Raw genomic sequence first — 22,909 nt, 5'->3', positions numbered from 1 at the left:
GCGCTCACCGGGAACCTCTCACGTGGTCGCGGGCGTAACACCCGTATGCGACGCGTCACGCTCCTCATCGGCTTCGCGCTCCTCGTTCCGGCGTCCGCGCACGCCGCCGGCGGTCCCGTTCCGCCGGCGTTCGGCGGCAAGGAGGTGAGCGCGCCCGGCGGCCCGGACAACCTCGTGGCCGTCCGGGCCGGCGCGGACCGGACGGTCGTGCTGCGCCTGAACCGCGCGGACGCCTCGGTCATGCGCTCGCGCTCGCTCCCCGGCGCGTTCGGCGTCCCCGCGGCCACCTACGACGGCATCAACACCGGGCTGTCCGCGGACGGCCGCACGCTCGTCCTCGCGGAGGGCGCGAACCGCTTCCCGGTGCGGTCGACCAGGCTCGCGGTGCTCGACGGCCTGAGCCTGCGCCCGCGCCGGATCGTCACGCTCCGCGGCATGATCGCCGTCGACGCGATCTCGCCGGACGGCCGCCGGCTGTACCTCGTCGACTACAAGGACGGCAACCTCGCCCGCTACGACGTGCGCGCGTACGACCTCGTCCGCGGCCGCCTGGAGAGCAAGCCGGTGATCGACCCACGTGAGCCCCAGGAGAAGCTGCAGGGTGTCCCGGTCACGCGCGTCCAGAGCGGCGACGGCCGCTGGGCGTACACGCTCTACTCCGGCGAGGAGCCGTTCATCCATGCGCTCGACACGGAGGGCAGGACGGCCGTCTGCATCGACATGCCGAAGACGATCGGCGCCGATGCCGGCTCGATCAAGCTCGGGCTCGCCGCGGGCACGCTCACGGTCGAGCGCCGCGGCATCCCGGTCGCGCTCGTGGACCTCAAGACCTACAAGGTCAGCTCTCCGAGGCCCGCGGCGGCGCCGCGGCCGGCGATCGCGGCGTCGCGCACGACAGGACGCGACGGCCGGCCATGGGTCCTGTGGACGGTGCCGCTGCTCGCGCTCGCCGGGCTGATCGTGCTCGCCCGCCGGCGCGGTGTCACCCTGACGGGCCGTGATCGCTGAGCTGACGGAGATGATCAACGCGGCCTACGCGGCCGGCGAGGAGGGCCTGTGGCGGCCGGGCACGCCGCGCGTGTTCGAGCAGGACGTGCGCGCGATGCTCGAGGCCGGCGAGCTGCTCACCCTCGAGCGCGACGGCGAGCTCGCGGGCTCGGTGCGGGTGCGGCAGCTCGACGCGCAGACCGCGGAGCTGGGCATCCTCAGCGCCGCGCGCGACGGCAGTGGCGCCGGCCGTGAGCTCGTCGCGCGGGCCGAGGACTGGGCCCGCGGACGCGGCCTGACGGGGATGCGGCTCCAGCTGCTCGTCCCGCGCGAGGGCACGCATCCGTTCAAGCAGCGCCTGCACGACTGGTACCGGCGGCTCGGCTACCGCGTCATCGGACGCCGCGACTTCGCCGAGGTCCTGCCGGAGCCCGCGACGTACCTGCTCGCGCCGTGCGACCTCGTGGACTACGAGAAGGCGCTGTAGGCGCCGTCAGGCCGGTCCTCTGAGCGCGGCGACGGTCGCGCTCGCCGACACCGCGCCGATCTCCTCCGGGACCTGGTCGAGCTTCATCCCGCGCGCCACCCGGAGCCCGCGGTCGAGCGGGCGGAAGAAGTTGTCGTAGTGCGTCGGGACGACGACGCGCGGATCGAGCTTCGGCAGGATCCGGCGCCAGTAGTGCGGCGTCCAGCCGCGTCCCGCGATGCCCGCGAGGAAGACGTCGACGGGCTCGCGAGCGAGTGCCTCGTCCACGAGGTTCGCGCTGCCCTGGTGGTAGAGGGCGATGCCGGCGACCTCGATCCGGATGCCCCAGACCTGTCCGCACTTGTAGGCGGAGGGGGAGAGGCCGTGCACGTGCTCGCACGTCAGCTCGCCGTCGAACGGCACGCGGCGGCCCAGGATCAGCTTCGCGTGGCGGCTGGGGACGAAGCGCACGACGAACGGGCCCAGCTCGTACGGCCGCCCCGGCTCGACGACGACGCTCCCGAGCCCGTACAGCCGCATCAGGCGCGCGAGCGACTCCGAGCCGTAGGCGGCACAGCCGAAGCGCCGCGCCAGCGCGGGCGCGTCGATCGCGTGATCGAAGTGGGTATGGCCGACCAGCACGCCGGCGACCGGTCCCGGCGCGTGGATGTAGCGGTCCACCAGCGCCGGATCCGACAGCGCCGGCCGGCGCAGGAGCAGCCGCCGGAGCGGGGCCCGCGAGACGTACGGGTCGATGAAGATCGACACGCCCTCGTAGGTGAGGCGGTAGCCGGACACGCCCAGCCACTCGACCTCGAGCCCCGGCGGCAGGCCGAGCGGAACCGTCTCGAGCTCGGTCAGGATGTCCATGGGTACTCGTAGGGTCCCAGCTGGCGGCACGCCGCGACGGTTGCCGGTTGAGTGTTGGCGCGCCAGGGTTGATACTGCGAACATCCAGTCCGGGCGTGAATCCATGCCGCTGCGGGGGTACCTGGCGGGGCTCGTGGTCCTGTTCGCGCTCGGCGCGGGCGCGGCCACGCTCTACGGCCGCGCCCAGGCCCAGTCCGACGCGCGCGACGCGGCACGGGCCGACGCGCGGTTCGGCGCCCGGCTGGCGGCCCGCGAGACGGGCGCGGGCGTCAAGCTGCTGCAGGACACCGTGGCCGGGGCGGCCGCGAACCCCGGCGTCCCGCAGGCGTACGCGCATCCCGAGCAGTGCGCTCTGGCCTTCGGCGGCACCGACGCCTACACCACCGGCCACGTCGACCTCGTGCGCACCGACGGCTCGATCGCCTGCTCCTCCTCGAAGCGCCGCGGCGGCTACCAGCACGCGCCCTGGCTCGGCCGCGTCCTGCGCGGCCGCGCGCTGGTGGCCCCGGCGCCGGATCCGACGACCGGCAAGCAGGTCGTGCTCGCCGGCGCGCCCGTGCCCAAGCTCGGCGCGGTCGTCGCGGTCTTCGACCTCGACGGCCTCGGGCCGAGCCTGCGCGAGACCTACGGGGGCCCGCGGCAGCTCGAGTTCGTGTTGACCGGGGGGAGCACCGTGCTGACGCGGTCGGCCGACCCGGACCGCTGGATCGGCAGGCAGCTCGCCGGCGCTCCGTCAGAGCGCGGACGCCTGTACGCCGCGGCGCCGGTCCCCGGCGTCGGGTGGCGCATGTACGCCGGCGCCGACGAGAAGGCGGCGCTCGCCGCCACGCGGGCGCTGGACCGGCGCGAGCTGACGATCATCCTCGCGGGGCTGCTGCTGTTCGCCGGCGCCGTCTTCGTCGTCCACCGCCGCATTGCGCGCCCGCTCGAGCGGCTCAGCGGCGAGGTCCGCGCCGCCGCGGCCGACGGTACGCCCCGGCCGCTGCCGGTCGCCGGGCCCGCCGAGGTCGCGACGCTCGCGCACCGGCTCAACGAGCTCGGGGAGGCGGTCGCCGAGAAGGAGCGCCTGCAGCTGCAGCTCCAGCAGTCCCAGCGGCTCGAGAGCCTGGGCCAGCTGGCCGGCGGGATCGCGCACGACTTCAACAACCTCCTGGCGGTGATCCTGGGCTACGCCTCGTTCATCGCCCGGCGCGCTCCGGAGGGCTCCGATGATGAGCGCGACGTGGTCGAGATCCGCAAGGCCGGCGAGCGCGCGACGCGGCTCACGCACCAGCTGCTCGCATTCGCGCGGCGCGAGACCGTGCGGCCGAAGGTGCTCGACCTGACCGGCGTCGTGCTCGAGATGGAGCAGCTCCTGCGCCGCACGCTGGGCGAGCATGTCAGGCTCCACACCACGCTGGCGGCCGACCTGTGGCCGATCATGGCCGACTACGGCCAGCTCGAGCAGGTGCTGGTCAACCTCGCCGTCAACGCCCGCGACGCCATGCCGGAGGGCGGGACGCTGACGATCGACACCGAGAACGTCAGCGCCGACGAGGCCTATGCTGCGATGCGCCCAGGGCTCGCGCCCGGCCGTTACGTCCGCCTGCGGGTGAGCGACACCGGCGTCGGCATGACGCCCGAGGTCGTGGAGCGCGCCTTCGAGCCCTTCTTCACCACCAAGCCGAAGGGTCACGGCACGGGCCTGGGGCTGGCGACGATCTACGGGATCGTCACCGGCTCCGGCGGGCACGTGCAGGCGTATTCGGAGCCTGGGCTCGGCACCACGTTCACCGTCCTGCTGCCCGCGACCGACGCGCCGGTGCCGGCGGCCGCCGACCCCGCCCGCGAGCCGCGGCGCGGCGGCGGCGAGACGATCCTCGTCGTCGAGGACGAGGCTCCGATGCTGGAGGTGACGCGGCGGCTGCTCGAAGGCGGCGGCTACCGCGTGCTCACCGCCGCCGGCGGCGAGGAGGCGCTGCGCGTCGCGAGCGCGCACGCCGGCGCGATCGACCTGCTGCTGACCGACGTCGTGATGCCGGTCATGCTCGGCAAGGAGGTCGCCAAGCGCGTCGCCGAGCTGCGGCCCGGGATCGCCGTGCTCTACATGTCGGGCTACGCGCAGTCGGTCATCGGCCCGATGGGCGACCTCGCGAACGGCAATGCCATCATCGACAAGCCGTTCACCGAGGCCGCGCTGCTCGACCGCGTCGCCGGCGCGCTCACCGCGACCCGGACCTGAGCAGCAGGACCGCCTCGTTCGGGCCGAGCACGGCGGCGCCGTCCGCGCGGCCGGGGTCGGTGGAGAGCAGCAGCCGCCCGGTCTCGGGGAGCGGCGCGGGCGAGCCGGTGAAGTTGACGGCGGCGAGGATCCGCTCCCCGCGTGTCCACGCCAGCACGCCCGGCGCGGCGTCCAGCAGCCGCTGCGCGCCGTCCTGCAGCTCCCGCGTCCCCGCCCGCAGCGCGGCGAGCCGGCGGGTGAAGCTCAGCGTCGAGCGCGGGTCGGCGGCCTGGCGCTCGGCGCTCAGCTCGTCGGCCCCGTCCACGAACGGCAGCCACGGCTCGCCGCCGGTGAACCCGTGGCCGGGGCCGGGCGTCCACGGCACCGGCGCGCGCGAGGGGTCGCGGCCGTCGACGTCGACGACCCGCTCGGGGGGGATGACGGCATCCGGGAGCCCGAGCTCCTCGCCCTGGTACACGAACGGCGTCCCGCGCAGCGCGTACAGCAGCAGCAGCGCGGCGCGCGCGGCGTGCGGCCCGAAGCGCGATGCCGGCCGCGGCATGTCGTGGTTGCCGAGGAACCACGCCGGCCAGGCGTCGCGGGCCTCGGCGTCGAACTCCTCGATCGCGCGCCGGAACGCGGCCGCCTCCCACGGCAGCTGTGCCGCGACGAAGTTGTGCGCCATGTGCAGCTGACCGGCCCCCACGTACGCCGCCAGGCGCGCGGTCTCGAACAGGTACACCTCGCCCACGAGCATGCGGTCCGGATAGGCGTCGACGAGCCGGCGGATCGAGGCGAGGCGGTCGTGGACGGTCGGCCAGTCCTGGTCGTGCGAGCGGTCCGCGCCCGCGTTGGAGCGCAGCTCCGGGTCCTTGGCGAACTTGGTGATCGCATCGAGCCGGAAGCCGTCGACCCCGCGCTCGAGCCAGAAGCGCAGCACGTCGTGCATCGCCGCCTCGACCTCCGGGTTGTCCCAGTTGAGATCCGGCTGCTGCGGGGTGAACGAGTGCAGGTACCACTGGCCGGTCGGGGCGTCGAAGCTCCACGCGCCGCCGATCGCCGGGAACGCCGAGATCCAGTCGTTGGGCGGCCCGTCGCCGTCGCCGTCGCGCCAGACGTACCAGTCGCGCTTGGGGCTCTCGCGCGAGCGGCGCGACTCGACGAACCACGGGTGCTGGTCGGAGGTGTGGCTCGGCACCCAGTCGAGCACGACCTTCAGCCCGCGCGCGTGGCAGGCCGCGACGAGCCGGTCGAAGTCCTCGAGGCTGCCGAACAGCTGGTCGACGCCGGTGTAGTCGGCGACGTCATAGCCGAAGTCGGCCATCGGCGAGGGGTAGATCGGGGAGAGCCAGATCGCCTCGGCGCCGAGCGAGGCGATGTGCCCGAGGCGCTGCTCGATGCCGCGCAGGTCGCCGACGCCGTCGCCGTCGGAGTCGTTGAACGAGCGCGGGTAGATCTGGTAGATCGCGCCGCGCTGCCACCACGCGACCGCCTCCGGCGGCTCGGCCCGAACACCGTCGTGCGCTTCGAGCGTCACGTGGTCCTCCTTTCGATCACGGTCAAGGGCTCGATCGCCTCCACGGGCGCCTTGACGCCCTCGATCGCGGCCAGCAGCAGCTCGGCGCCGCGCCGCCCGCTCTCGCGCAGCGGCTGGCGGACGGTCGTCAGGCCGGCGACGGCGGCGAGGTCGATGTCGTCGAAGCCGATCACGGCGAGGTCGCCGGGCACGCGCAGCCCGGCGCGCTCCGCGGCCTCGATCACGCCGATCGCCTGGACGTCGGAGGCGGCGAAGACGGCGGTAGGCGGCTCCGGCAGCTCGAACAGCGGCGCCGCGACCTCGCGCGCCTCCTCGCGGTCGTGGCCGCCGAGGCGCTCGTACGCGCGGGGCGCCTTCAGCCCCGCCCGGCGCAGCGCGCGCCGGTGGCCGCGCAGGCGGCGCTCGCTGGAGGTGAGGTCGAAGGGCGCCGGGAGGCGGTCGCCGACGAACGCGATCCGCTCGTGCCCCTTGGCGATCAGGTGCCCGGTGGCGAGCTCGCCGCCGAGCACGTCGTCGGTCGCGACGTGGGGGAGGGCGCGGTGGGCCGCGTCGACCAGCACCGTCGGCCTGCGCTCGCGTGCGAGCGCGGCGAGCTCGGCGTCGGTCGGGCGGATCGAGATCACGATCAGGCCCTCGACCGCGTGCCGGCTCGCGAGGTCGGTGAACGCGGCGGCGCGCTGCTCCGGCGTCTCGACGTCGGCGAGCAGGAGCAGGTAGCCGCGCTCCGAGAGCCCGGTGGACAGGCCGCGCAGCCGCTCGGCGCTGGAGGGACTGGTGAAGAAGGGGGCGATCACGCCGATCGCGTGGCTGCGCCCGGTCGAGAGGCTGTGGGCGGTGGGGTTGCGCACGAAGCCCAGCTCCGCGATCGCGGCGTGCACGCGCTCGCGCTTGTCGGGCTTGACGAGGGGGCTGTCGTTGAGCACGCGCGAGACGGTCCCGACACCGACGCCCGCCTGGCGGGCGACGTCGCGGATCGTCGGCGCGCGCGAGGGCAGGGGCGCCCTGTCGGCGGTCGCCGGCGCGCGGGACAGCGCCTGGGGCGCCTGGTCGTCGTTCTCCGGCGCTCGGCGCGGCATGGGCGACTGAGCGTAGTCGTGGGGGCTTGACACGGGTTGGATCATTGGAACCGGTCCCAGTGGGACCGGTTCCAGTATGGCAGCTAGGGGAGGAGGAGCACTAATGAGAATCCGCATCGGATTTGCGCTCGCCACGGCATGCGCGATCGCCGTCGCGGCGTGCGGGAGCGACAACGGAGGAAGCTCGTCGCCGGGGAACGCGTCGAGTGCCGGCAAGTCGACGGGGGCGACCAAGGGCGCGAAGGCGATCGACCCCGGCTTGATGAACGGTGCGAAGGGGACGATCAACTACTGCCAGGGCAAGGACACGTCGGGCAACGTGGTCGCGGCGGTGAAGAAGTTCAACGCGATGAACACGGGCGTGACGGTCAAGCTGATCGAGTTCTCGACGTCGGCGGACGAGCAGCGTCAGCAGTTCGTGCAGCGCCAGGAGGCCAAGTCGGGCGAGTGCGACGTGTTCGACGCGGACGTGATCTGGACGGCGGAGTTCGCGTCGCAGAAGTGGATCTATGACATGACGCCGTATATCAAGAGCCGCGAGTCGGAGATCATTCCGGCGACGCTGCAGACGGCGACCTACGACGGCAAGATCTGGGCGGTGCCGCAGACGACCGACGCGGCGTTCCTGTATTACCGCGACGATCAAGTCAAGACGCCGCCGACGACCTGGCAGCAGGTCTACGAGGAGGCCAAGGCCAACGACGGCATCGTCTATCAGGGCGCGCCCTATGAGGGCCTGACCTGCGACTTCCTCGAGCTCGCGTTCGCGGCGGGCGGCAAGGTGCTCTCCGACGACGGCAAGAAGTCCGAGATCAACTCGCCGGCCAACGTCAAGGCGCTGCAGTTCATGGTCGACGGCGTCAAGGGCGGAATCGCCGCCAACGGCGTCACGACCTACATGGAGGAGGAGTCGCGCCGCTACTTCGAGAGCGGCAAGGCGACGTTCATGCGCAACTGGCCCTACGCCTACAGCCTCGGGGAGAAGAAGGGCACCAAGGTGGCGGGCAAGTTCAAGGTCATGCCGTTCCCGACCTTCGAGGGCGGCGGCAAGGCCGGCATCCTCGGCGGCCACAACAACGTCATCAGCGTGTACAGCAAGAACCCGGGCGCGGCGCTGAAGTGGATCGACTTCTTCACCGGCAAGGAGTGGCAGACCGAGTCGTTCGACCAGTTCTCGCTCGCCCCGACGATCGCGTCGGTCTACGACGATCCCGCGATCCAGAAGAAGTACCCGTTCGCCTCAGAGCTCAAGGCGGCCGTCAGCCAGGCCAAGGCCCGCCCGGTCAGCCCGGTCTACCCGCAGATCTCCCAGGCGATCTACAACAACGTCAACGCCGCCCTCGCGGGCAAGGTCACCCCCGCTGACGCCATGAAGGCGGCCGACGCCCAGATCACGAAGGCGCTCGGCACGTTCTGAGCCACAAGCCAGGCCCGCGCCGCACCCTGCCGCGGCGCGGCCCGCACCCCTCGCTCCCGATTCGGCAACCCCGGGGTCTGCCCGGTTCGGCAACGCCCCGGGGTCTGCCCGATTCGGCAACGCCCGGGTCTCCGCGCGGCCGCGCCACGGGTCCGGCGAACTGCGCTGGTAAGGGAGCAAGTCAGCCTGTCGGCGCGGGCCGGATGATCGTTTGAGGCGGCCACGCGAGGGGTGCCCTACGAAACTTCGAATAGTTCGAAGGTTCGTAAGGCACCCCGTGGCGCCCGTGCGCGGCGGTGATCGTTCGTGCGCGAACCGCGCCACCGCGATGATCGCTCGTGACCGCGGCGTCACCCGGCGGGCGAGACAGACCCGCATCCCCTCACCCGCGCAGTTCGCGGAGCCCGCAACGCCCGCCGGGTCTCCGCGCGGCTGGCCCGCAAGTCGGGCGAACTGCGCTGGTAAGGCAGCGAGTCAGTTTGCCGGCGCGGCCGGATGATCGTTTGACGCGGGGATCGTCGTTCGCGCGCGAACCGCGCCGCAGGGATGATCGCTCGTGACCATCACGTCGCCGGGCAAGACAGACCCGCATCCCCTCACCCGCGCAGTTCTCCGGGCCTGCCTCGAACGCGTGGAGGAGGCGTCGTGAGTGGACGGCGGCTCCGGAACGCGTAGCCTGGGCCCATGGCCGCCGATCCCGATTGCCTGTTCTGCAAGATCGTCGCAGGGGACATCCCCGCCACGCGCGTGTACGAGGACGAACGCACGATCGCGTTCATGGACATCAACCCGGGCACCCGCGGACACCTGCTGGTGGTCCCCCGCGAGCACGCCGTCGACCTGCTGTCCGTCGCTCCGGAGGATCTCGCCGCCTGCACGCGGACCGCGCAGATCATGGCCGCGCGCGTCAGCGACAAGCTCGGCGCGGATGGCGTGAACCTGCTCAACTCGTGCGGGGCCGCGGCGTGGCAGACGGTCTTCCACTTTCACGTGCACGTGATCCCGCGCTACGTGAACGACCCGCTGCAGTTGCCCTGGCAGCCCGCGCCGGGCGATCGGGACGAGATCGCGGCGGCCGCCGCGCGGCTGAGTGAGTAGACATCTCCACGCACTCGGTGGTCTTTGGTCCTTGCGCGGGAAGGCGCCAACTGTATACGGTCTCCGTTCGTTGGGACCGGCGCACCGGCCGGTCGAAATGAGTGCGGCGTGCTTCGCGCGCCGAAGCAGCAAGTGGGGTCATTCGTGGGCACCGGTACGGTCAAGTGGTTCTCGGACGAGAAGGGCTTCGGTTTCATCACGCCCGACGGGGGAGGTCGTGACCTCTTCGTCCACTTCAGCGGCATCATGGGCGATGGCTACAGGTCGCTGAGCGAGGGCAGCAAGGTCTCGTTCGAGGAGGAGAACGGCGACAAGGGTCCGAAGGCGGTCAACGTCACCAAGCTGTAGACCCGAAGCGCGTCAGGAAGCCCGGGGTACCGCACCCCCCGGGCGTCCTTGGTGTTCAATGGCGCGATGCTCAAGTCCACGCTGACCGCCGGCGCGGCCGTCGCCGTCACGCTTGTCTGCGCCGCGTCGGCGTCGGCGAAGATCGTCGAAGTCGGCCGCACCGACGCCGCCCCCGCCTGCCCGGACAGCCCGTGCCTCGCTGTCTCGCGCACCACCGGCTACCAGGTCAAGGTCGCCGACGAACGCAACACCTTCGCCGCTCCGGAGGACGGCAAGATCGTCGCCTGGACGATCACGCTCGGCAAGCCCACCGACGAGCAGACGGCCTTCTTCAACAAGAGCCTCGGCGGGGTCGCCTCGGCGCGGCTCACGGTCATCCGGCTCGGCAAGAAGCTATCCGCGCGCACCATCACGCAGAGCCCGGTGCAGCCGCTGCAGCCCTTCTTCGGCCAGACGGTCCAGTTCCCGCTCAGTCGCGCGCTCAACGTCAAGAAGGGCGACGTGATGGCGCTGACCGTACCGACGTGGGCGCCCGCGCTCACGCAGCTGCTCACCGACCACTCGAGCTGGCGCGCGTCGCGCGCGCTCGACAAGTGCACGGACACGAGCTCGCAGACCGCGCAGCAGCGGCTCGACACGCAGGTGCAGTACCGCTGCCTGTACAAGGCGCGGCTGACCTACTCGGCGACGCTGATCACGCGCCCGGTGCCGAACGCGGCGGCAACGCCGACTCCCACGCCGACCGCGACGCCGACTCCCACTCCGACGCCTACCGCCGGCCAGTAGGCGGCCGCGGCGGCGCCGCCGCGAGCCTCACGTTGCGCGCGCGGTCCGGGACCTTGGGGGCGTTGTGGCCGAGCAGGTCCAGCAGCGCGTCGACGACGTCGGGATCGAACTGGGTCCCGGCGCCGGCGCGCAGCTCGGCGACCGCCTGCTCGGGGGGCAGCGCGGCGCGGTAGGGGCGCGCGGCGGTCATCGCGATGTAGGCGTCGCAGGCGAAGATCACGCGCGAGCCGAGCGGGATGCGGTGCCGCTCGAGCCCGTCGGGGTAGCCGGTGCCGTCCCAGTGCTCGTGCTCGTGGCGGACGATCGGCGCGAGGCCGGACAGGTCCTTGGTCCGCATCAGGATGCGCTCGCCGACGACCGGGTGCTCGGCCATGACGTGCCACTCCTCGCGGGTGAGCGGGCCGTTCTTGTCGAGGATCTCGGCCGGGATCGCCAGCTTGCCGACGTCGTGCAGCAGCGCGGCGTGGGCGATCCGCTCGACGTGGTCGGTCGCCAGCCCGAGCATCATCGCGACGCCGCGGGAGAGGTGGACGACGCGCTCGGAGTGCTCGTGCGTGCGGCCGTCGCGCTCCTCGATCGCGGCCGCGAGCGCCTGCACGGCGGCGGGGGATCCGCTCTGGGACTGCAGCAGGGCGAGCTCGCGCTCGACCTCCGCGTTGGCGACCGCGACGCGGCCCTTGCCGGTGCGCTTGGCGAGCATCAGCGCGCGGTCGGCCTGCTCGAGCAGACCGTCGGCGTCCAGTCCGTCGTGCCATGCGGCGACGCCGATCGAGCAGGCGCCGCCGATCGAGTCGCGGCAGCGCTCGGCGACGGCCGCGGTGGTCGGCTCGTCGGAGCCGGGGAGCAGCAGGACGAACTCGTCGCCGCCGTAGCGGGCGACCTGGTCGTACGGGCGCAGCTCGGCCTGGAGCAGGCGCGCGACGCGGCGGAGCAGCTCATCGCCCGCGGCGTGGCCGCGGGTGTCGTTGACGCGCTTGAAGTCGTCGAGGTCGAGGATCACGCAGCCGAGCGGATGGCCGTCGCGGCGGGCGCGGGCGATCTCCTCGCGGATGCGCATCTGCATCGCGCCGTGGTTGAGGACGCCGGTGAGCGCGTCGGTGCGGGCGACGTGCTGGACGTGCTCGTAGGCCTCGGCGTTGCGGCACGCGACGGCGGCGAGGCCGGCGATCGCCTCGACGGTCCGGATCTCGTCGTCGAAGAAGTGGCGGTGCGACTTCCAGCCGAGGCTGACGGCGCCGCGCAGTTCCTCGTCCCACACCATCGGCACCGCGAGGGCGCTGCGGAAGCCGGTCAGGCTCTCGTGCCCGGCGGGCTCGACGTCGCGGTCGTAGTCGTTGGTGCGGAAGGGGCGGCCGGTGACGAGCACACGGCCGGCCACGCCCTTGCCGGGCGCGAGCGCGACGCCGGTCCAGCTCTCGGCGACCCCGTAGCCCGCGGTGGCGATCGCGCCGGTCTGGGCGTCGCCGAGATAGACACCGGCGGAGTCTGCGCCGAGCGCCTGCGCGACCTCCCGCGCGAGCGTCAGCAGGACCTCCTGAAGGTCGAGCGACTCGTTCAGGGCGCGGCCGGCGCGCACGACCGCCTGGTCCTGCTCGGACGCCGCGGAGCGGCGCTCGGCGGTCTCCAGACGCGAATAGCCCGGCGCGGCCTGGGTCGCGAGCAGCTCGGCGAGCTCGAGCGTGGCGGCGTCGAGCGGGTTGGGCGCCTCCCAGGTGGCGATCGCGACGCGCCGTACGGCGCCTTCCCAGCCGACGGGGATGAACAGGGCGCAGGCCGCCGCCGACCGATCGGCCATGCTGCGCATGACCTCGGTGCTCGAGGGCAGGTCCGAAACGGGGAACGGGCGGCCGGTGGCGATCGCCGTCGCGGTGGCGGACGGGCCGCTGCCGAAGCGCAGGTGCTCGGTGCCGCGCTCGGCGACGAGCTCGCCGTCCGCGCTGGTTCCGTCGTGGCTGACGGCGAGCACGTGCAGCTCGCCGGCACCGAGCAGCTCGGCGACCGCGTCCTTCAGCGCCGCATCCAGCTCGCCGGCGGTGCCCGCCTCCGCCGCCGCGCGCGCGAGGGACATCAGGGGTGAGCGGACGTTCGCCGCTCTGGATTCCGATGCAATATGCAGAGCCGAACGCTTTCCGTGAAGGATGGCCCGGTGATCGGCCTCCCCGGGGCGAGCTTTAGGGCGTTTCGACGGGCCCCGCGGGCGGGCGCGGCGGGGCGCGGAATCGCCGGGGCGAACATGCGTCCAAGGGCCTACGAGGGCCCCCCGCGGCGTCACCGCGCCGCGCGCCTCAGCAGGCGCCCGGGTTCTGCTGGCAGAACGTCTCGAACTGCTGCGCGTCGCTGCCCGGGGCAGGCGTCGCCTCGGGTGCTGCGGCGCCGCCTCCGGCGCTCGGCTGCGGGGTGCTCTGCTGCGTGGGCGTGGTGTTCTGCGGCGTCGTGCTCTGCTGCGTCTGCTGCTGTTGCTGCGTCGTCGCGCCCGACGTCGTGTCGGCCTCCGGCGTGGCGGTTGCGGAGACGGTCGGCGTCGCGGTCGCGGTCGGCTTCGGAGCGAGCGCTTCGCCGCCCTTGACGGTCACGTCGGACGCGCCGCCCGGGACCTCCTGGACGGCGACCTTCGAGCCGCCGCCGCAGCCGGCGAGGGCGAGTGTGAGCACGGCGATCGGGGTGGCGAGGCGCGCGAGGCGCACGGGGCCTCCTCTCAGCGGGGCAGCGCGGCCATCCGGCGGCCGCACGTCGGGCAATCGTTGAGGTCCTTCTGCGCAGGCTGATCGCACCAGTTGCAGAACCTCAGCGTATCGACGGCCCATGGCAGGCTGGAGTTCGACGGCGCGAGTGGAAGGACCTTCCCGACCACCTCGAGCGGCTCGCCGGTGTCCTCGTCCACGTAGACCTTGCCCGGCTCCGCCGGGATCAGGACCTCGCGCCCGGTGCGGGGCGCGCGCAGTCGATACAGCTGACGCACGGGCATCGGCGCAGACCCTAGCAGCGGCAACGGCGTCCTACTCTTACGCGGCTCGTGCGGATCCTCATCTTCCACGGCTACCTGCTCCAGGGCACCGGCTCCAACGTCTACAACGCCGAGCTGGCCGCCGCGTTCGTCCGGGCGGGCCACGAGGTCCACCTGCTCTGCCAGGACCGCGAGCCGTTCGCGCTCGACTGGGTGGACGCCGCCGGCGACTGGGACGGTGGCGAGCTGGCCGTCACCGAGCGCCGCACCCCGCCGCGCGCGACGGTCTACCGGCCGGACATCGCCGGCCTGCTCCCGCTCTACGTCGCCGACCGCTACGAGGGCGTCGAAGCGCGCCCGTTCTACGAGCTCGACGACTTCGAGCTCGACCGGTACCTCGGCGCCAACGTCGCCGCGGTGCGCGACGTCGCCGCGCGCGCCCGTCCGGAGGTCGCGCTCGCGAACCACCTCGTGATGGGCCCGGTCATCCTCGGCCGCGCGCTGCGGGACGTCCCGTACGCGGTCAAGGTCCACGGCAGCGCGCTGGAGTACGTCGTCAAGCCGCATCCCCGCTTCGCGCCGTACGCCGCCGAGGGGCTGGCGCGCGCCAACGGCGTGCTCGTCGGCTCCCGCCACACGGCGGAGAGCCTGTGGGCCGCGATGGCGGATCCCGGGCTGCCCGGCCGGACGCGGCTGGGCCCGCCCGGCGTCGACGTGGCCCGCTTCACGCCCCGCCCGCACGACGAGGCGAGAGCCGGCCTCGAGGCCCTCCGCGCCCGCCTCGCGGCCGTCGCCGAGGCTCCCGAGGGCCTGGACGCGCCGGTGACGTCGGCGGGCGCCGACGCGTCCCTGGGCGCCGCGTCGTCCCCGCTCGCCGCCGGCGCATCGCCCACCGCGGCCATCCCGTCCGCGTCATCGTTCTCCCGCCGCCCCGGCGAGGCCGCGGCGGCGCTGGCGGGCGTCGGGCCCGGCGACAGGCTCGTCGTCTTCGTCGGCAAGCTGATCGCGTCCAAGGGCGTGGAGCTGCTGATCGCGGCCTGGCCGCTCGTGCTCGCGCGCGAGCCGCGCGCGCGGCTGGTGATCGTCGGGTTCGGAGCGTTCCGGGAGGGGCTCGAGCGGCTCGCGGAAGCGCTTGCGGCCGGCGATCTCGCCGCCGCGGCGGCGACGCGCGGCGAGAACGGGAAGGAGCTTCCGCACCTGCGCGCGTTCCTCGCCGGCCTCGAGGATCGGGAGAGCTACGTCGCCGCCGCGCGCGGCCTCGGCGAGCGCGTCGCCTGGGCCGGGCGGCTCGATCACGACGAGCTCGCCGACCTCCTGCCGGCCGCCGAGGCGATGGCGGTCACGAGCACGTTCCCCGAGGCGTTCGGCATGGTCGCCGCGGAGGCGGCCGCATGCGGCGCGTTTCCGGTCGTCGCCGACCACTCAGGGCTCGGGGAGGTCGCCCGGACGCTGTCCGCGTCGGTTCCCGAGCCGGCCCGCGCATGGCTGTCCTTCGAGCTCGGCGACGACGCCGTCGCGCAGCTCGCCGCCGCGTTGTCGGGCTGGCTCGCGGCGCCCGGCGATCTTCGCGCGGCCACCCGCGAGGCGATCGTCGCGACGACCCGCGCCCGCTACTCGTGGGACGGCGTCGCCCGCACCGTAATCGCCGCCGCCAACGGCGACCTCGCGGATCTGCCACGTCCCTGAGCCGCCGGGCGGCGATCTCGCGAGCGGCGCGCTGCGCCGACCCTCAGACTCGCTGCCGGCCGGTCCTCAGGTGCCAGGCCGCGGTGGCGATGAGGACGGCGCTCATCGCGGCAGCGAAGGCGGTGACCGCCGTCGAGAGCGAGACGGTGAGCGTGAGCAGGCCCGTGCCGATCACGCCGATCGCGACGCCGAGGTACGTGCACGTGTAGAACGCGGCGTTGACCTCGCCGCGGCGGTCCGCCGGCGCGGCGACGTTGATCTCGCTCTGTGCGGCGAGGAACGCGATGCCGTGGCCCGCGCCGGCGAGCAGGGCGGCGATGAGCAGGCACGCGAGCGAGTGCAGGGGGAAGGCGGCGACCAGCGCGGCGAGGCCCGCCGCGGCGAGCGCGAGGCCGGCGGCCTGGGCCTGGGCGAACGCGGTGACCCGGCGGGCCGCGAGCTGCGCCGCGCAGGAGCTCGCGAGGATCAGCCCGCTGACCGCGCCCAGCAGCGCGAGGTTGCGGGTGCCGAGCAGCTCGGCCGCATAGGACGGGACGACCGAGAGGAACAGGGCGCAGATCGCCCACACCGCCGCCGAGGTGATGCTCAGGCGCGCGAAGCGCGCGCGCATCGGCCGCGGCACGTATGGACGCTGCACCCGCCAGGGGCCTTCACTCACGATCGCGGGCTCGCGGATTCGAAGCACCGCGACCGCCCCGATGGCCGTGATCGCGAGCACCACGACGTAGCAGAGCACGCGCGGCGCGGGCGCCCACTCGGCCAGCACGCCCGCGAGGATCGGCCCCGCCGCGCTGCCGCCGGCCTGCGCCAGCGCGGCGACGAGCGCCGCGACGTGCTCGGCCGGCCGCGGGTCGAGCTCTACGAGCGCCGCGCTCGCCGCACCCCCGAGCATCCCGACGGCGAGCCCCTGGACGGCGCGGGCGGCGAAGAGCCAGGCGATGCCCGAGGCGAGCGCGAACAGCAGCAGCCCGAGGCTCGCGGTGGCCAGGCCTGCCGACATCATCCGGCGCCTTCCGATGTGGTCCGAGAGCTGGCCGAACACGAGCAGTGACGAGGCGAGCACGAGCATGTAGGTCGCGAAGACGATGGTGAGGGCGGCGTGCGAGAAGCCGAAGCGCCGCTCGTAGACCGCGTACAGCGGGGTCGCGAGGTTGGCGCCGGCCATCGTCGCCAGCCAGAAGCCGCCGACGGCGAAGAAGGCCGCGGACGAGCGCGTCCGGGTGTGACTGACCTCAGTCACCGCGTCCAGGTTAGGGATGTGGCGCTTCGGCGCGGGGCGAAACGTGGCGGACCTGACTGCCAGGGGCCGATCACGGACGCGCGGGTGCGTCGCGGACGGCCCGGGTGCTGACACCGTCGGGGGTGACGATGCGCACCAGCCGCCCGCTTGTCGGCCCGGGCAGTTAGGATTCCGCGCCATGAGGAGAGGCGGGTACGCGCCGGTGGTCGTGGGCTTGGCCGCGGTGGCCCTCGGGCTGTCCGGCTGCGAGCTTAAGAGCAGCGGCACCGACGTGGTCAACGGCAAGACGCTGTTCGCCCAGAAGTGCGGCGCATGCCACACGCTGGCGCGCGCGAACACGACCGGGACGGCCGGTCCGAACCTCGACGAGGCGTTTGCCCAGTCGCGCGCCGACGGCCTCGGGCAGAGCACGTTCAGGGGCGTCGTCTACCGCCAGATCCTCAACCCGAACATCAACTCGCAGGTCGACCCGGCGACCGAGAAGGACATCGCCTCGATGCCCCCCAAGCTCGTCACCGGCGACGACGCGCGCGACGTGGCGGCCTATGTCGCCCAGGCGGCCGCAGTGCCCGGCAAGGACACGGGCAAGCTCGCCGCGGCGGGCGCCAAGAAGGCCGAGGGCACGGCGACCGAGAAGAACGGCACGCTGGCGATCCCCGTCGCGGCGGCCGGGCTCGCGTACCGGTTCGCCGACGCCACCGCGACGGCGGGTCAGGTCAAGATCGAGTCCAAGAACGGCCAGCCGATCGCGCACGACATCGCGATCGAGGGCAACGGCGTGAACGCCAAGGGCCCAGTTGTCCAGAGCGGCGGCACGTCACAGTTCTCGACCGACCTCAAGCCCGGCACCTACACGTTCTTCTGCTCGGTCCCCGGCCACCGCGAAGGCGGCATGGAAGGCAAGCTCACCGTGAAGTGAGCGGCCGCCCATCGACGGGCGGTCACGAAAGCCTCGGCCTTCCGCCCAACGATGGGCGAGCAGCGGACCGGCGCTCAGAGCGCCTGGATCACGAGCGTGATGATGATCGCGACGATGAAGAACGCGACCACATAGAGCAGGGCGCGGAACGCCTCGCGCTCGGATCGCAGGGGGTTCAGCACAACGGACCCCTAGAGGATGTAGACCGTGAAGTAGACGATGATCCACATCACGTCGACGAAGTGCCAGTAGATCCCCGGCACCTCCATCCCCAGGTACCCGCCCGACGAGTAGTGGCCGCGGAAGGACCGGATCGTGACGAACGCGAGCAGCATCAGGCCGATCGTCACGTGCGCGCCGTGCAGACCCGTCAGCCCGTAGAACACCGACGCCTGGGCCGAGTCCGCCGGCGAGAACCCGATGTGGACGTACTCGTTGATCTGGATGAACAGGAACGTCAGGCCGAGCAGGAAGGTCGCGACCATGCCGACCTTCAGGCCCAGCCGGTTGTCGCGCTTGAGCGACTCCTGGGCGAAGTGGATCGTGAACGAAGAGGACACGAGGATCGCGGTGTTGAAGCCCGCGATCAGCTTCGGCAGCTCGGTCCCGTGCGCCGGCCACGGCGCGCCGCCCACGACCCGGATGAAGAAGTAGGCCGTGAAGAACGCGCCGAAGATCATCACCTCGGAGATGATGAAAAGCAGCATCCCGAGCACGGCCGGATCCACCCGCGACGACTGGTGCGCAGGGGGCGGACCGTGGTGCTCGAGCTCGTGGCCCGTGGCGGCGTGCGCGGCCATGCCTACGCCTCCACGCCTGCGGTGGACTCGATGTGCTCGACCGGCAGGTTCGTCGCCGCACGCACGCGGTCCACCAGCTTGTCGGCCACCCACTTCGACGTGTCCTCAGGCAGCGTCGAGATGACGATCTCCGAGAGGTGGAAGTACTGGACCGCGTTCATCACCGCGGTGTACGGATCGGGGTCGCCGATCATGCCCGCCGCGACGATGTCGGCATCGTCGAGCGAGCGCAGCAGCGTCCGCAGCCGGTCGCGGGCCTCGCGCACCGCGTGCCCCTGCACCGAGCTCTGTGGGACGACGACGATGAAGCGCCGCGGGCCCTCGTCGGCCAGCGCCTTCAGGCGCTCGACCAGCTCCGGCGCGGCGACGGTGAGGTTCGCGACGACCAGCGTGACGCCGAACGGCAGGCCCTCGCCCGCGAGGTCCACGACCACATGCTCGACGGGAAGCCCGGTCTCGTCCTGCAGCCGGCCGATCAGGTCGCGGTTCAGCCAGCCCGACGACGACGCCGGCAGCGTGGAGACGAGGATGTCGTCGATCGGCCGCTCGCGGATCGCGTCCATCGCGGCGTTGAACGGGTCGGCGTCGCCGACCTCGCCCGTGCCGTCGACGCCGAGGTCGCGCATGAACTCGAGCGCGAGGTCGACGCGGACCTGCGCCGAGTCGCGCACGACCTCGTCATAGACGACGTTGCCGTGCCGCGGCCGCGCCTGCGGGACGACGACGTGGAAGTGCACGTCGCCCTCGTCCGCGCGCTCCCGCACGCGGTCGAGCAGGCGCTTGCCCGCGATCGTCTCGTTCGCCAGCAGAAGGACGTTCCGCACCCGCTAGACCCCCTCGTGACCCTCGGCCGACTGGGCACCGGCCGGCTGCTTGGGCCGGGCCTCCTCGGCCGGCTTGAAGATGCCGTGCACCGCGTCCGGCACGCCGTACTCGTACGGGCCGCCGACGACCGTGGGCACGTTGTCGAAGTTGAAGATCGGTGGCGGGGAGGAGACCTGCCACTCGAGCGTGAGCGCCCGCCACGGGTTCGCCTCGGCGCGCGGACCGCTGCGCCACGACGAGACCATGTTGTAGACGAACACGAGCGTCGAGAGCCCGAGCACGAACGAGCTCAGCGAGATGAACAGGTTCCAGCCGGCGAACTTGTCCGCGTAGTCGGCGACGCGGCGCGGCATCCCCTCGACGCCGATCAGGTGCATCGGCCCGAACGTCGCGTTGAAGGAGACGAACGTGAGCCAGAAGTGCAGCTTGCCGAGCCGCTCGTCGAACATCCGGCCCGTCATCTTCGGGAACCAGTAGTAGACGCCCGCGTAGATCGTGAACAGCGAGCCGCCGTAGAGCACGTAGTGGATGTGGGCGACGATGAAGTAGGTGTCCGAGACGTAGATGTCCATCGGCACCATCGCCAGCACGACGCCGGAGATGCCGCCGAGCGTGAACATCGTCAGGAACCCGAGCGCCCACAGCATCGGCGTGTCCACGTGCAGCACGCCCTTCCACAGCGTGGCCAGCCAGGAGAAGATCTTGATGCCGGTCGGCACGGCGATGATCGCCGTCGTGACCATCATCGGGATCCGGATCCAGTCCTGCATGCCGGACACGAACATGTGGTGCGCCCACACCGTGAACCCGAGCAGCACGATCGCCAGCAGCGAGAAGGCCATCATGCGGTAGCCGAAGATCGGCTTGCGCGCCTTGACCGACAGGACCTCGGAGATGATCCCGAAGCCGGGCAGCATCATGATGTAGACGGCCGGGTGCGAGTAGAACCAGAAGACGTGCTGGTACATCAGCACGTCGCCGTCCTTCTCCGGCACGAAGAAGTTGAAGTGCAGCGCGTAGTCGAGCAGGACGAAGAACTGCGACGCGGCGATGAACGGCGTCGCGATGACGACCAGCAGCGACGTCGAGAAGTTCGCCCACACGAGCAGCGGCATGCGCCAGAACGACATGCCGGGCGCGCGCATCGTGATGATCGTCACGAGGAAGTTCAGTGCCGTCGCGATCGATGACGCCCCTGCGAACTGCACGCCGATCGTGAAGAACATCTGCCCGATCGGCGCGTCCGTGGACAACGGCGCGTAGGCCGTCCAGCCGGTGGCGAACGAGCCGCCCGGCGCGAGGAACGAGCAGGTCATCATGATGCCGGCGATCGGCAGCATCCAGAACGACAGCGCGTTCAGGCGCGGGAACGCCATGTCCGGCGCGCCGATCATTAGCGGCAGCACGAAGTTCGCCAGCCCGGCGAAGACCGGGATGATGAACAGGAAGATCATCAGCGACGCGTGGACGCTGAAGAGCCCGTTGTACGCATCCGCGTCGACGAACTGCTGGCCCGGGGCGGCGAGCTCGGCACGCACCATCATCGCCAGCAGGCCGCCGATCAGCATGAAGAAGAACGACGTGCAGACGTACTGGATGCCGATGACCTTGTGGTCGGTGTTGACGCGGAAGTAGTCCTTCCACGAGCGCGCACCGTGGCCCGAGTGGTCCTCCGGCCGCGTCTTCTTGCCCGCCGCCCAGTAGAACCAGTAGTCGAACGCGCCGAGGCCGATCAGGAACCAGATCGGCGCGATCAACAGCGAGATGAGCAGGATGCCGTTCTGTGCCTTGACGGTCAGTCCGCCGTCGAACGTGGGGTAGCCGTAGAGCTCCCGCACGCCGATCACGATCGCCGCACAGAACAACACGCCGAGGACGAGGAAGATCCCCGCCCTGAGTAGTCCGGGTGCGCGCAGTCGAGCCGCCATCAGCCCCCCTTGGTCACGTCCGAAAGGTACTTCACGATCGCATCGATCTGAGCAGGCGTCAGCTGCTGGGAGAAGTTCCCGGGCATGATGCCCGGCTGGTACCCAGGAGCGATCTGCGCGTCGGGATTGACGATCGACGTCTTGATGAAGGCCGGGTCCTTGCCCTTGAGGACCTTGTCGAGGTCAGGCCCGACGGTGCCCTTCGCGTTCGCGTCCGCCAGCGTGTGGCACGCGGCGCAGCCCGAGGACGTGAAGAGCGCCTTGGCATCCGGCGCCGCCTGGGCGGGCGCCGCGGGCTTGGGCCCGGCCGAGAGCTTCTGCAGCCACGCGGCGTACGCGCGCTGGCTCATGACGTGCGCGGTGCCGCGCATCGTCGAGTGTCCGAGTCCGCACAGCTCCGCGCACACGATCGGGTAAGTCCCGATCCGGTTCGGGGTGATGCGGTAGGTCGTGTCGATGCCCGGCACCGCGTCCTTCTTGATCCGGAACGCCGGCACCCAGAAGTCGTGCAGCACGTCCTTGGACTGGAGCGTGAACTCGACCTGCTTGCCGACGGGCACGTACAGCTGGGGCGACGCGGCGGCGATCTCCTTGCCGTTCGCGCCCATGTAGTGGAACGACCAGGCGAACTGCTGGCCGACGACGCGCACCTTGACGGGCTGCCCGGCGTCGGCCTTCTCGACGTCGCGCAGCACGAGGAACGCGTAGGTGCAGAGGCCGACGAGCACGATCGCCGGGATCGCGGTCCACACGATCTCGAGACGGGTGTTGCCGTGGATCGGCGGCCCGTCCAGGAACTCCTCGCCCGGCCGCATGCGGAACTTCCAGACCGAGAAGAGCACGACCGTGACGACGAGCACGAAGATCGGCACGGAGAAGATGATCAGGACGTCCCACAGCGTGTCGATCGGCTTCGCCTCGTCGCTCGCCGCCATCGGGAACCAGTCGATCAGCAGCCCGGCGGCGATGCCGAGCGCCGAGACGATGACGCCGATGACGAGCATCTGACGCCAGTCAGCGTGGGCGAGCGGACGGTCCGGTCCGGGACCGCTGCTCACAGAGACCTCTCCTCAAGCCCCATGGAGGCGGCATCCTATGCGAGCGGGGCGACGAACGCCTCCGCGCCGTCGTCGCCCGGACACCCTTAGGCGTCCGTGAGAGCAATTCAGGCCGCTCGGAATACCGGCCGCAGGCCGTCCGAGCGGTTGGCCGTCGACTGCGCGTGCCCGCCGGAACGGGCGCTTCCGTTGGCGCGGAAGTCCGAGGGCGCGACACCCTGGTAGCGCCGGAACGCCTTCGCGAACTGGGCCGGCTGGCGGTATCCCACGCGGTGCGCAACCTCCCGGACCGTCAGCGCCCGGGTGGCGAGCATCTCGGCCGCCTTCTGCATCCGGACGCGCGTCAGGTGATCGCGGAACGTGGTCTGCCCGATCTCGGCGTAAGCACGCTGGAGCTGCCGGCGCGACGAGGCGACGCGGCGGGCGATGTCGTCGAGCGAGAGGTCCGCCGCGTACTCGCGATCGACGATCTCAGCCGCTTCTTGGAACAGCGAGGTACGGAGACGGACGGTGCTGGGGCGCTGGGTGGGCACGCTTATTTCTACGTGACTGACCTGTACCAGGATGAGGTTTTGAGGGCTTGCGCGCCAAGACTGGCGCATTCGCGCTCTCTGGAAACGGGCGAAGCCTCGCCCTGCGGGCTCGTTTCGCTGCGAGTGTTCGCCCAGGGGGCGAAACTCGCCGGCGCGAGGTGCCGGGGCGAAGCCTCGCCCTGCGGGCTCGT

General features: G+C 71.9%; 21 protein-coding genes. 9 read left to right on the top strand and 12 right to left on the bottom strand.

Annotated elements, in window-relative coordinates; translation table 11 throughout:
* Positions 1–45: 45 nt before the first annotated feature.
* Together H958_RS0122945 and H958_RS39705 are read left to right on the top strand one after the other, a co-directional pair.
* Entirely contained in the window at positions 46–1,008 is a 963-nt protein-coding gene (locus tag H958_RS0122945; RefSeq protein WP_028060358.1) for a YncE family protein, read from the top strand.
* The gene (locus tag H958_RS39705) at positions 998–1,474 is read left to right on the top strand and encodes a GNAT family N-acetyltransferase (protein ID WP_051324706.1); all 477 of its coding nucleotides are present in this window, start codon (positions 998–1,000) and stop codon (positions 1,472–1,474) included. The genes H958_RS0122945 and H958_RS39705 overlap by 11 nt, the downstream gene beginning before the upstream one ends.
* Before the next feature lie 6 nt (positions 1,475–1,480).
* Here the strand turns inward: H958_RS39705 and H958_RS39700 are convergent, their stop codons facing one another.
* Positions 1,481–2,323 carry an MBL fold metallo-hydrolase gene (locus H958_RS39700; RefSeq protein ID WP_051324705.1) on the bottom strand — a complete coding sequence of 281 codons (843 nt, stop codon included), beginning with the start codon at positions 2,321–2,323 and terminating at the stop codon, positions 1,481–1,483.
* 103 nt (positions 2,324–2,426) lie between these two features.
* On the opposite strand from H958_RS39700, the gene H958_RS43920 reads away from it, so the two are divergent.
* On the top strand, positions 2,427–4,544 hold the full coding sequence (locus H958_RS43920; protein ID WP_051324704.1) for an ATP-binding protein: 2,118 nt from the start codon (positions 2,427–2,429) through the stop codon (positions 4,542–4,544).
* Here H958_RS43920 and H958_RS39690 read toward each other — a convergent pair.
* Positions 4,525–6,060 (bottom strand): alpha-amylase family glycosyl hydrolase, encoded by a 1,536-nt coding sequence (locus tag H958_RS39690; RefSeq protein WP_051324703.1) that lies wholly within the window; start codon positions 6,058–6,060, stop codon positions 4,525–4,527. The two genes, H958_RS43920 and H958_RS39690, sit on opposite strands and share 20 nt — an antisense overlap.
* Positions 6,057–7,136: a LacI family DNA-binding transcriptional regulator gene (locus tag H958_RS39685; RefSeq protein WP_081686184.1), complete on the bottom strand. Its 1,080-nt coding sequence runs from the start codon at positions 7,134–7,136 to the stop codon at positions 6,057–6,059. The genes H958_RS39690 and H958_RS39685 overlap by 4 nt, the downstream gene beginning before the upstream one ends.
* Before the next feature lie 103 nt (positions 7,137–7,239).
* Here H958_RS39685 and H958_RS39680 point away from each other — a divergent pair, with 103 nt between their 5' ends.
* The 4 genes from H958_RS39680 (at position 7,240) to H958_RS0122900 (ending at position 10,785) form a co-directional block, all read left to right on the top strand.
* On the top strand, positions 7,240–8,553 hold the full coding sequence (locus tag H958_RS39680; RefSeq protein WP_051324702.1) for an ABC transporter substrate-binding protein: 1,314 nt from the start codon (positions 7,240–7,242) through the stop codon (positions 8,551–8,553).
* 684 nt (positions 8,554–9,237) lie between these two features.
* Positions 9,238–9,651 carry an HIT family protein gene (locus H958_RS0122910; RefSeq protein ID WP_028060357.1) on the top strand — a complete coding sequence of 138 codons (414 nt, stop codon included), beginning with the start codon at positions 9,238–9,240 and terminating at the stop codon, positions 9,649–9,651.
* A gap of 144 nt (positions 9,652–9,795) precedes the next feature.
* The gene (locus H958_RS0122905; RefSeq protein WP_028060356.1) at positions 9,796–9,999 is read left to right on the top strand and encodes a cold-shock protein; all 204 of its coding nucleotides are present in this window, start codon (positions 9,796–9,798) and stop codon (positions 9,997–9,999) included.
* Between the two features lie 66 nt (positions 10,000–10,065).
* Positions 10,066–10,785: a hypothetical protein gene (locus H958_RS0122900; RefSeq protein ID WP_028060355.1), complete on the top strand. Its 720-nt coding sequence runs from the start codon at positions 10,066–10,068 to the stop codon at positions 10,783–10,785.
* On the opposite strand, the gene H958_RS0122895 is transcribed toward H958_RS0122900, so the two are convergent.
* From H958_RS0122895 to H958_RS0122885, 3 genes are all read right to left on the bottom strand, one after another.
* The gene (locus H958_RS0122895; RefSeq protein ID WP_028060354.1) at positions 10,769–12,853 is read right to left on the bottom strand and encodes a diguanylate cyclase; all 2,085 of its coding nucleotides are present in this window, start codon (positions 12,851–12,853) and stop codon (positions 10,769–10,771) included. The two genes, H958_RS0122900 and H958_RS0122895, sit on opposite strands and share 17 nt — an antisense overlap.
* A 217-nt stretch (positions 12,854–13,070) precedes the next feature.
* Positions 13,071–13,469 carry a hypothetical protein gene (locus H958_RS0122890; RefSeq protein WP_028060353.1) on the bottom strand — a complete coding sequence of 133 codons (399 nt, stop codon included), beginning with the start codon at positions 13,467–13,469 and terminating at the stop codon, positions 13,071–13,073.
* Positions 13,470–13,480: 11 nt separating this feature from the next.
* Positions 13,481–13,750 carry a hypothetical protein gene (locus tag H958_RS0122885; protein ID WP_028060352.1) on the bottom strand — a complete coding sequence of 90 codons (270 nt, stop codon included), beginning with the start codon at positions 13,748–13,750 and terminating at the stop codon, positions 13,481–13,483.
* 48 nt (positions 13,751–13,798) lie between these two features.
* Here H958_RS0122885 and H958_RS0122880 point away from each other — a divergent pair, with 48 nt between their 5' ends.
* Complete coding sequence (locus tag H958_RS0122880; RefSeq protein ID WP_028060351.1) at positions 13,799–15,415, top strand: glycosyltransferase; 1,617 nt, start codon at positions 13,799–13,801, stop codon at positions 15,413–15,415.
* A gap of 43 nt (positions 15,416–15,458) precedes the next feature.
* Here H958_RS0122880 and H958_RS39675 read toward each other — a convergent pair whose 3' ends face one another.
* Positions 15,459–16,655: an MFS transporter gene (locus H958_RS39675; RefSeq protein WP_051324701.1), complete on the bottom strand. Its 1,197-nt coding sequence runs from the start codon at positions 16,653–16,655 to the stop codon at positions 15,459–15,461.
* Positions 16,656–16,833: 178 nt separating this feature from the next.
* Between H958_RS39675 and H958_RS46635 the strand changes: the two genes are divergently transcribed.
* A complete protein-coding gene (locus H958_RS46635; RefSeq protein WP_196807504.1) occupies positions 16,834–17,574 on the top strand; it encodes a c-type cytochrome in 741 nt (246 codons plus the stop codon).
* Between the two features lie 191 nt (positions 17,575–17,765).
* On the opposite strand, the gene H958_RS39665 is transcribed toward H958_RS46635, so the two are convergent.
* The 5 genes from H958_RS39665 to H958_RS39655 all read right to left on the bottom strand — a co-directional run.
* Positions 17,766–18,374, bottom strand: a complete 609-nt coding sequence (locus H958_RS39665; RefSeq protein WP_051324700.1) for a cytochrome c oxidase subunit 3 — start codon at positions 18,372–18,374, stop codon at positions 17,766–17,768.
* Positions 18,375–18,376: 2 nt separating this feature from the next.
* The gene (locus H958_RS0122855; RefSeq protein ID WP_028060350.1) at positions 18,377–19,198 is read right to left on the bottom strand and encodes a hypothetical protein; all 822 of its coding nucleotides are present in this window, start codon (positions 19,196–19,198) and stop codon (positions 18,377–18,379) included.
* A gap of 3 nt (positions 19,199–19,201) precedes the next feature.
* Entirely contained in the window at positions 19,202–21,127 is a 1,926-nt protein-coding gene (gene ctaD, locus H958_RS39660) for a cytochrome c oxidase subunit I (protein WP_051324699.1), read from the bottom strand.
* Complete coding sequence (gene coxB / locus H958_RS48920; protein WP_028060349.1) at positions 21,127–22,131, bottom strand: cytochrome c oxidase subunit II; 1,005 nt, start codon at positions 22,129–22,131, stop codon at positions 21,127–21,129. The genes ctaD and coxB overlap by 1 nt, the downstream gene beginning before the upstream one ends.
* Positions 22,132–22,292: 161 nt before the next feature.
* Positions 22,293–22,909: helix-turn-helix transcriptional regulator (locus H958_RS39655; RefSeq protein WP_231379348.1), on the bottom strand; the 617-nt coding region annotated here is incomplete at its 5' end.

Origin of the sequence: Candidatus Solirubrobacter pratensis, assembly GCF_000425945.1 — a bacterium.
GTDB lineage: Bacteria > Actinomycetota > Thermoleophilia > Solirubrobacterales > Solirubrobacteraceae > Solirubrobacter > Solirubrobacter pratensis.
Note: the sequence above shows the minus strand (reverse complement) of the source record. Positions and strands in the feature narration are given on the sequence as shown.

Excerpts from the sequence above, each read along its gene's own strand:
- H958_RS0122945 (WP_028060358.1), top strand. The coding sequence starts at position 46 with ATGCGACGCGTCACGCTCCTCATCGGCTTCGCGCTCCTCGTTCCGGCG.
- H958_RS0122910 (WP_028060357.1), top strand. The coding sequence starts at position 9,238 with ATGGCCGCCGATCCCGATTGCCTGTTCTGCAAGATCGTCGCAGGGGAC.
- H958_RS39700 (WP_051324705.1), bottom strand. The coding sequence starts at position 2,323 with ATGGACATCCTGACCGAGCTCGAGACGGTTCCGCTCGGCCTGCCGCCG.
- H958_RS0122895 (WP_028060354.1), bottom strand. The coding sequence starts at position 12,853 with ATGTCCCTCGCGCGCGCGGCGGCGGAGGCGGGCACCGCCGGCGAGCTG.
- H958_RS46635 (WP_196807504.1), top strand. The coding sequence starts at position 16,834 with ATGAGGAGAGGCGGGTACGCGCCGGTGGTCGTGGGCTTGGCCGCGGTG.
- H958_RS43920 (WP_051324704.1), top strand. The coding sequence starts at position 2,427 with ATGCCGCTGCGGGGGTACCTGGCGGGGCTCGTGGTCCTGTTCGCGCTC.
- ctaD (WP_051324699.1), bottom strand. The coding sequence starts at position 21,127 with ATGGCGGCTCGACTGCGCGCACCCGGACTACTCAGGGCGGGGATCTTC.
- H958_RS39665 (WP_051324700.1), bottom strand. The coding sequence starts at position 18,374 with ATGGCCGCGCACGCCGCCACGGGCCACGAGCTCGAGCACCACGGTCCG.
- coxB (WP_028060349.1), bottom strand. The coding sequence starts at position 22,131 with ATGCTCGTCATCGGCGTCATCGTCTCGGCGCTCGGCATCGCCGCCGGG.
- H958_RS0122900 (WP_028060355.1), top strand. The coding sequence starts at position 10,066 with ATGCTCAAGTCCACGCTGACCGCCGGCGCGGCCGTCGCCGTCACGCTT.
- H958_RS39685 (WP_081686184.1), bottom strand. The coding sequence starts at position 7,136 with ATGCCGCGCCGAGCGCCGGAGAACGACGACCAGGCGCCCCAGGCGCTG.
- H958_RS39680 (WP_051324702.1), top strand. The coding sequence starts at position 7,240 with ATGAGAATCCGCATCGGATTTGCGCTCGCCACGGCATGCGCGATCGCC.
- H958_RS0122885 (WP_028060352.1), bottom strand. The coding sequence starts at position 13,750 with ATGCCCGTGCGTCAGCTGTATCGACTGCGCGCGCCCCGCACCGGGCGC.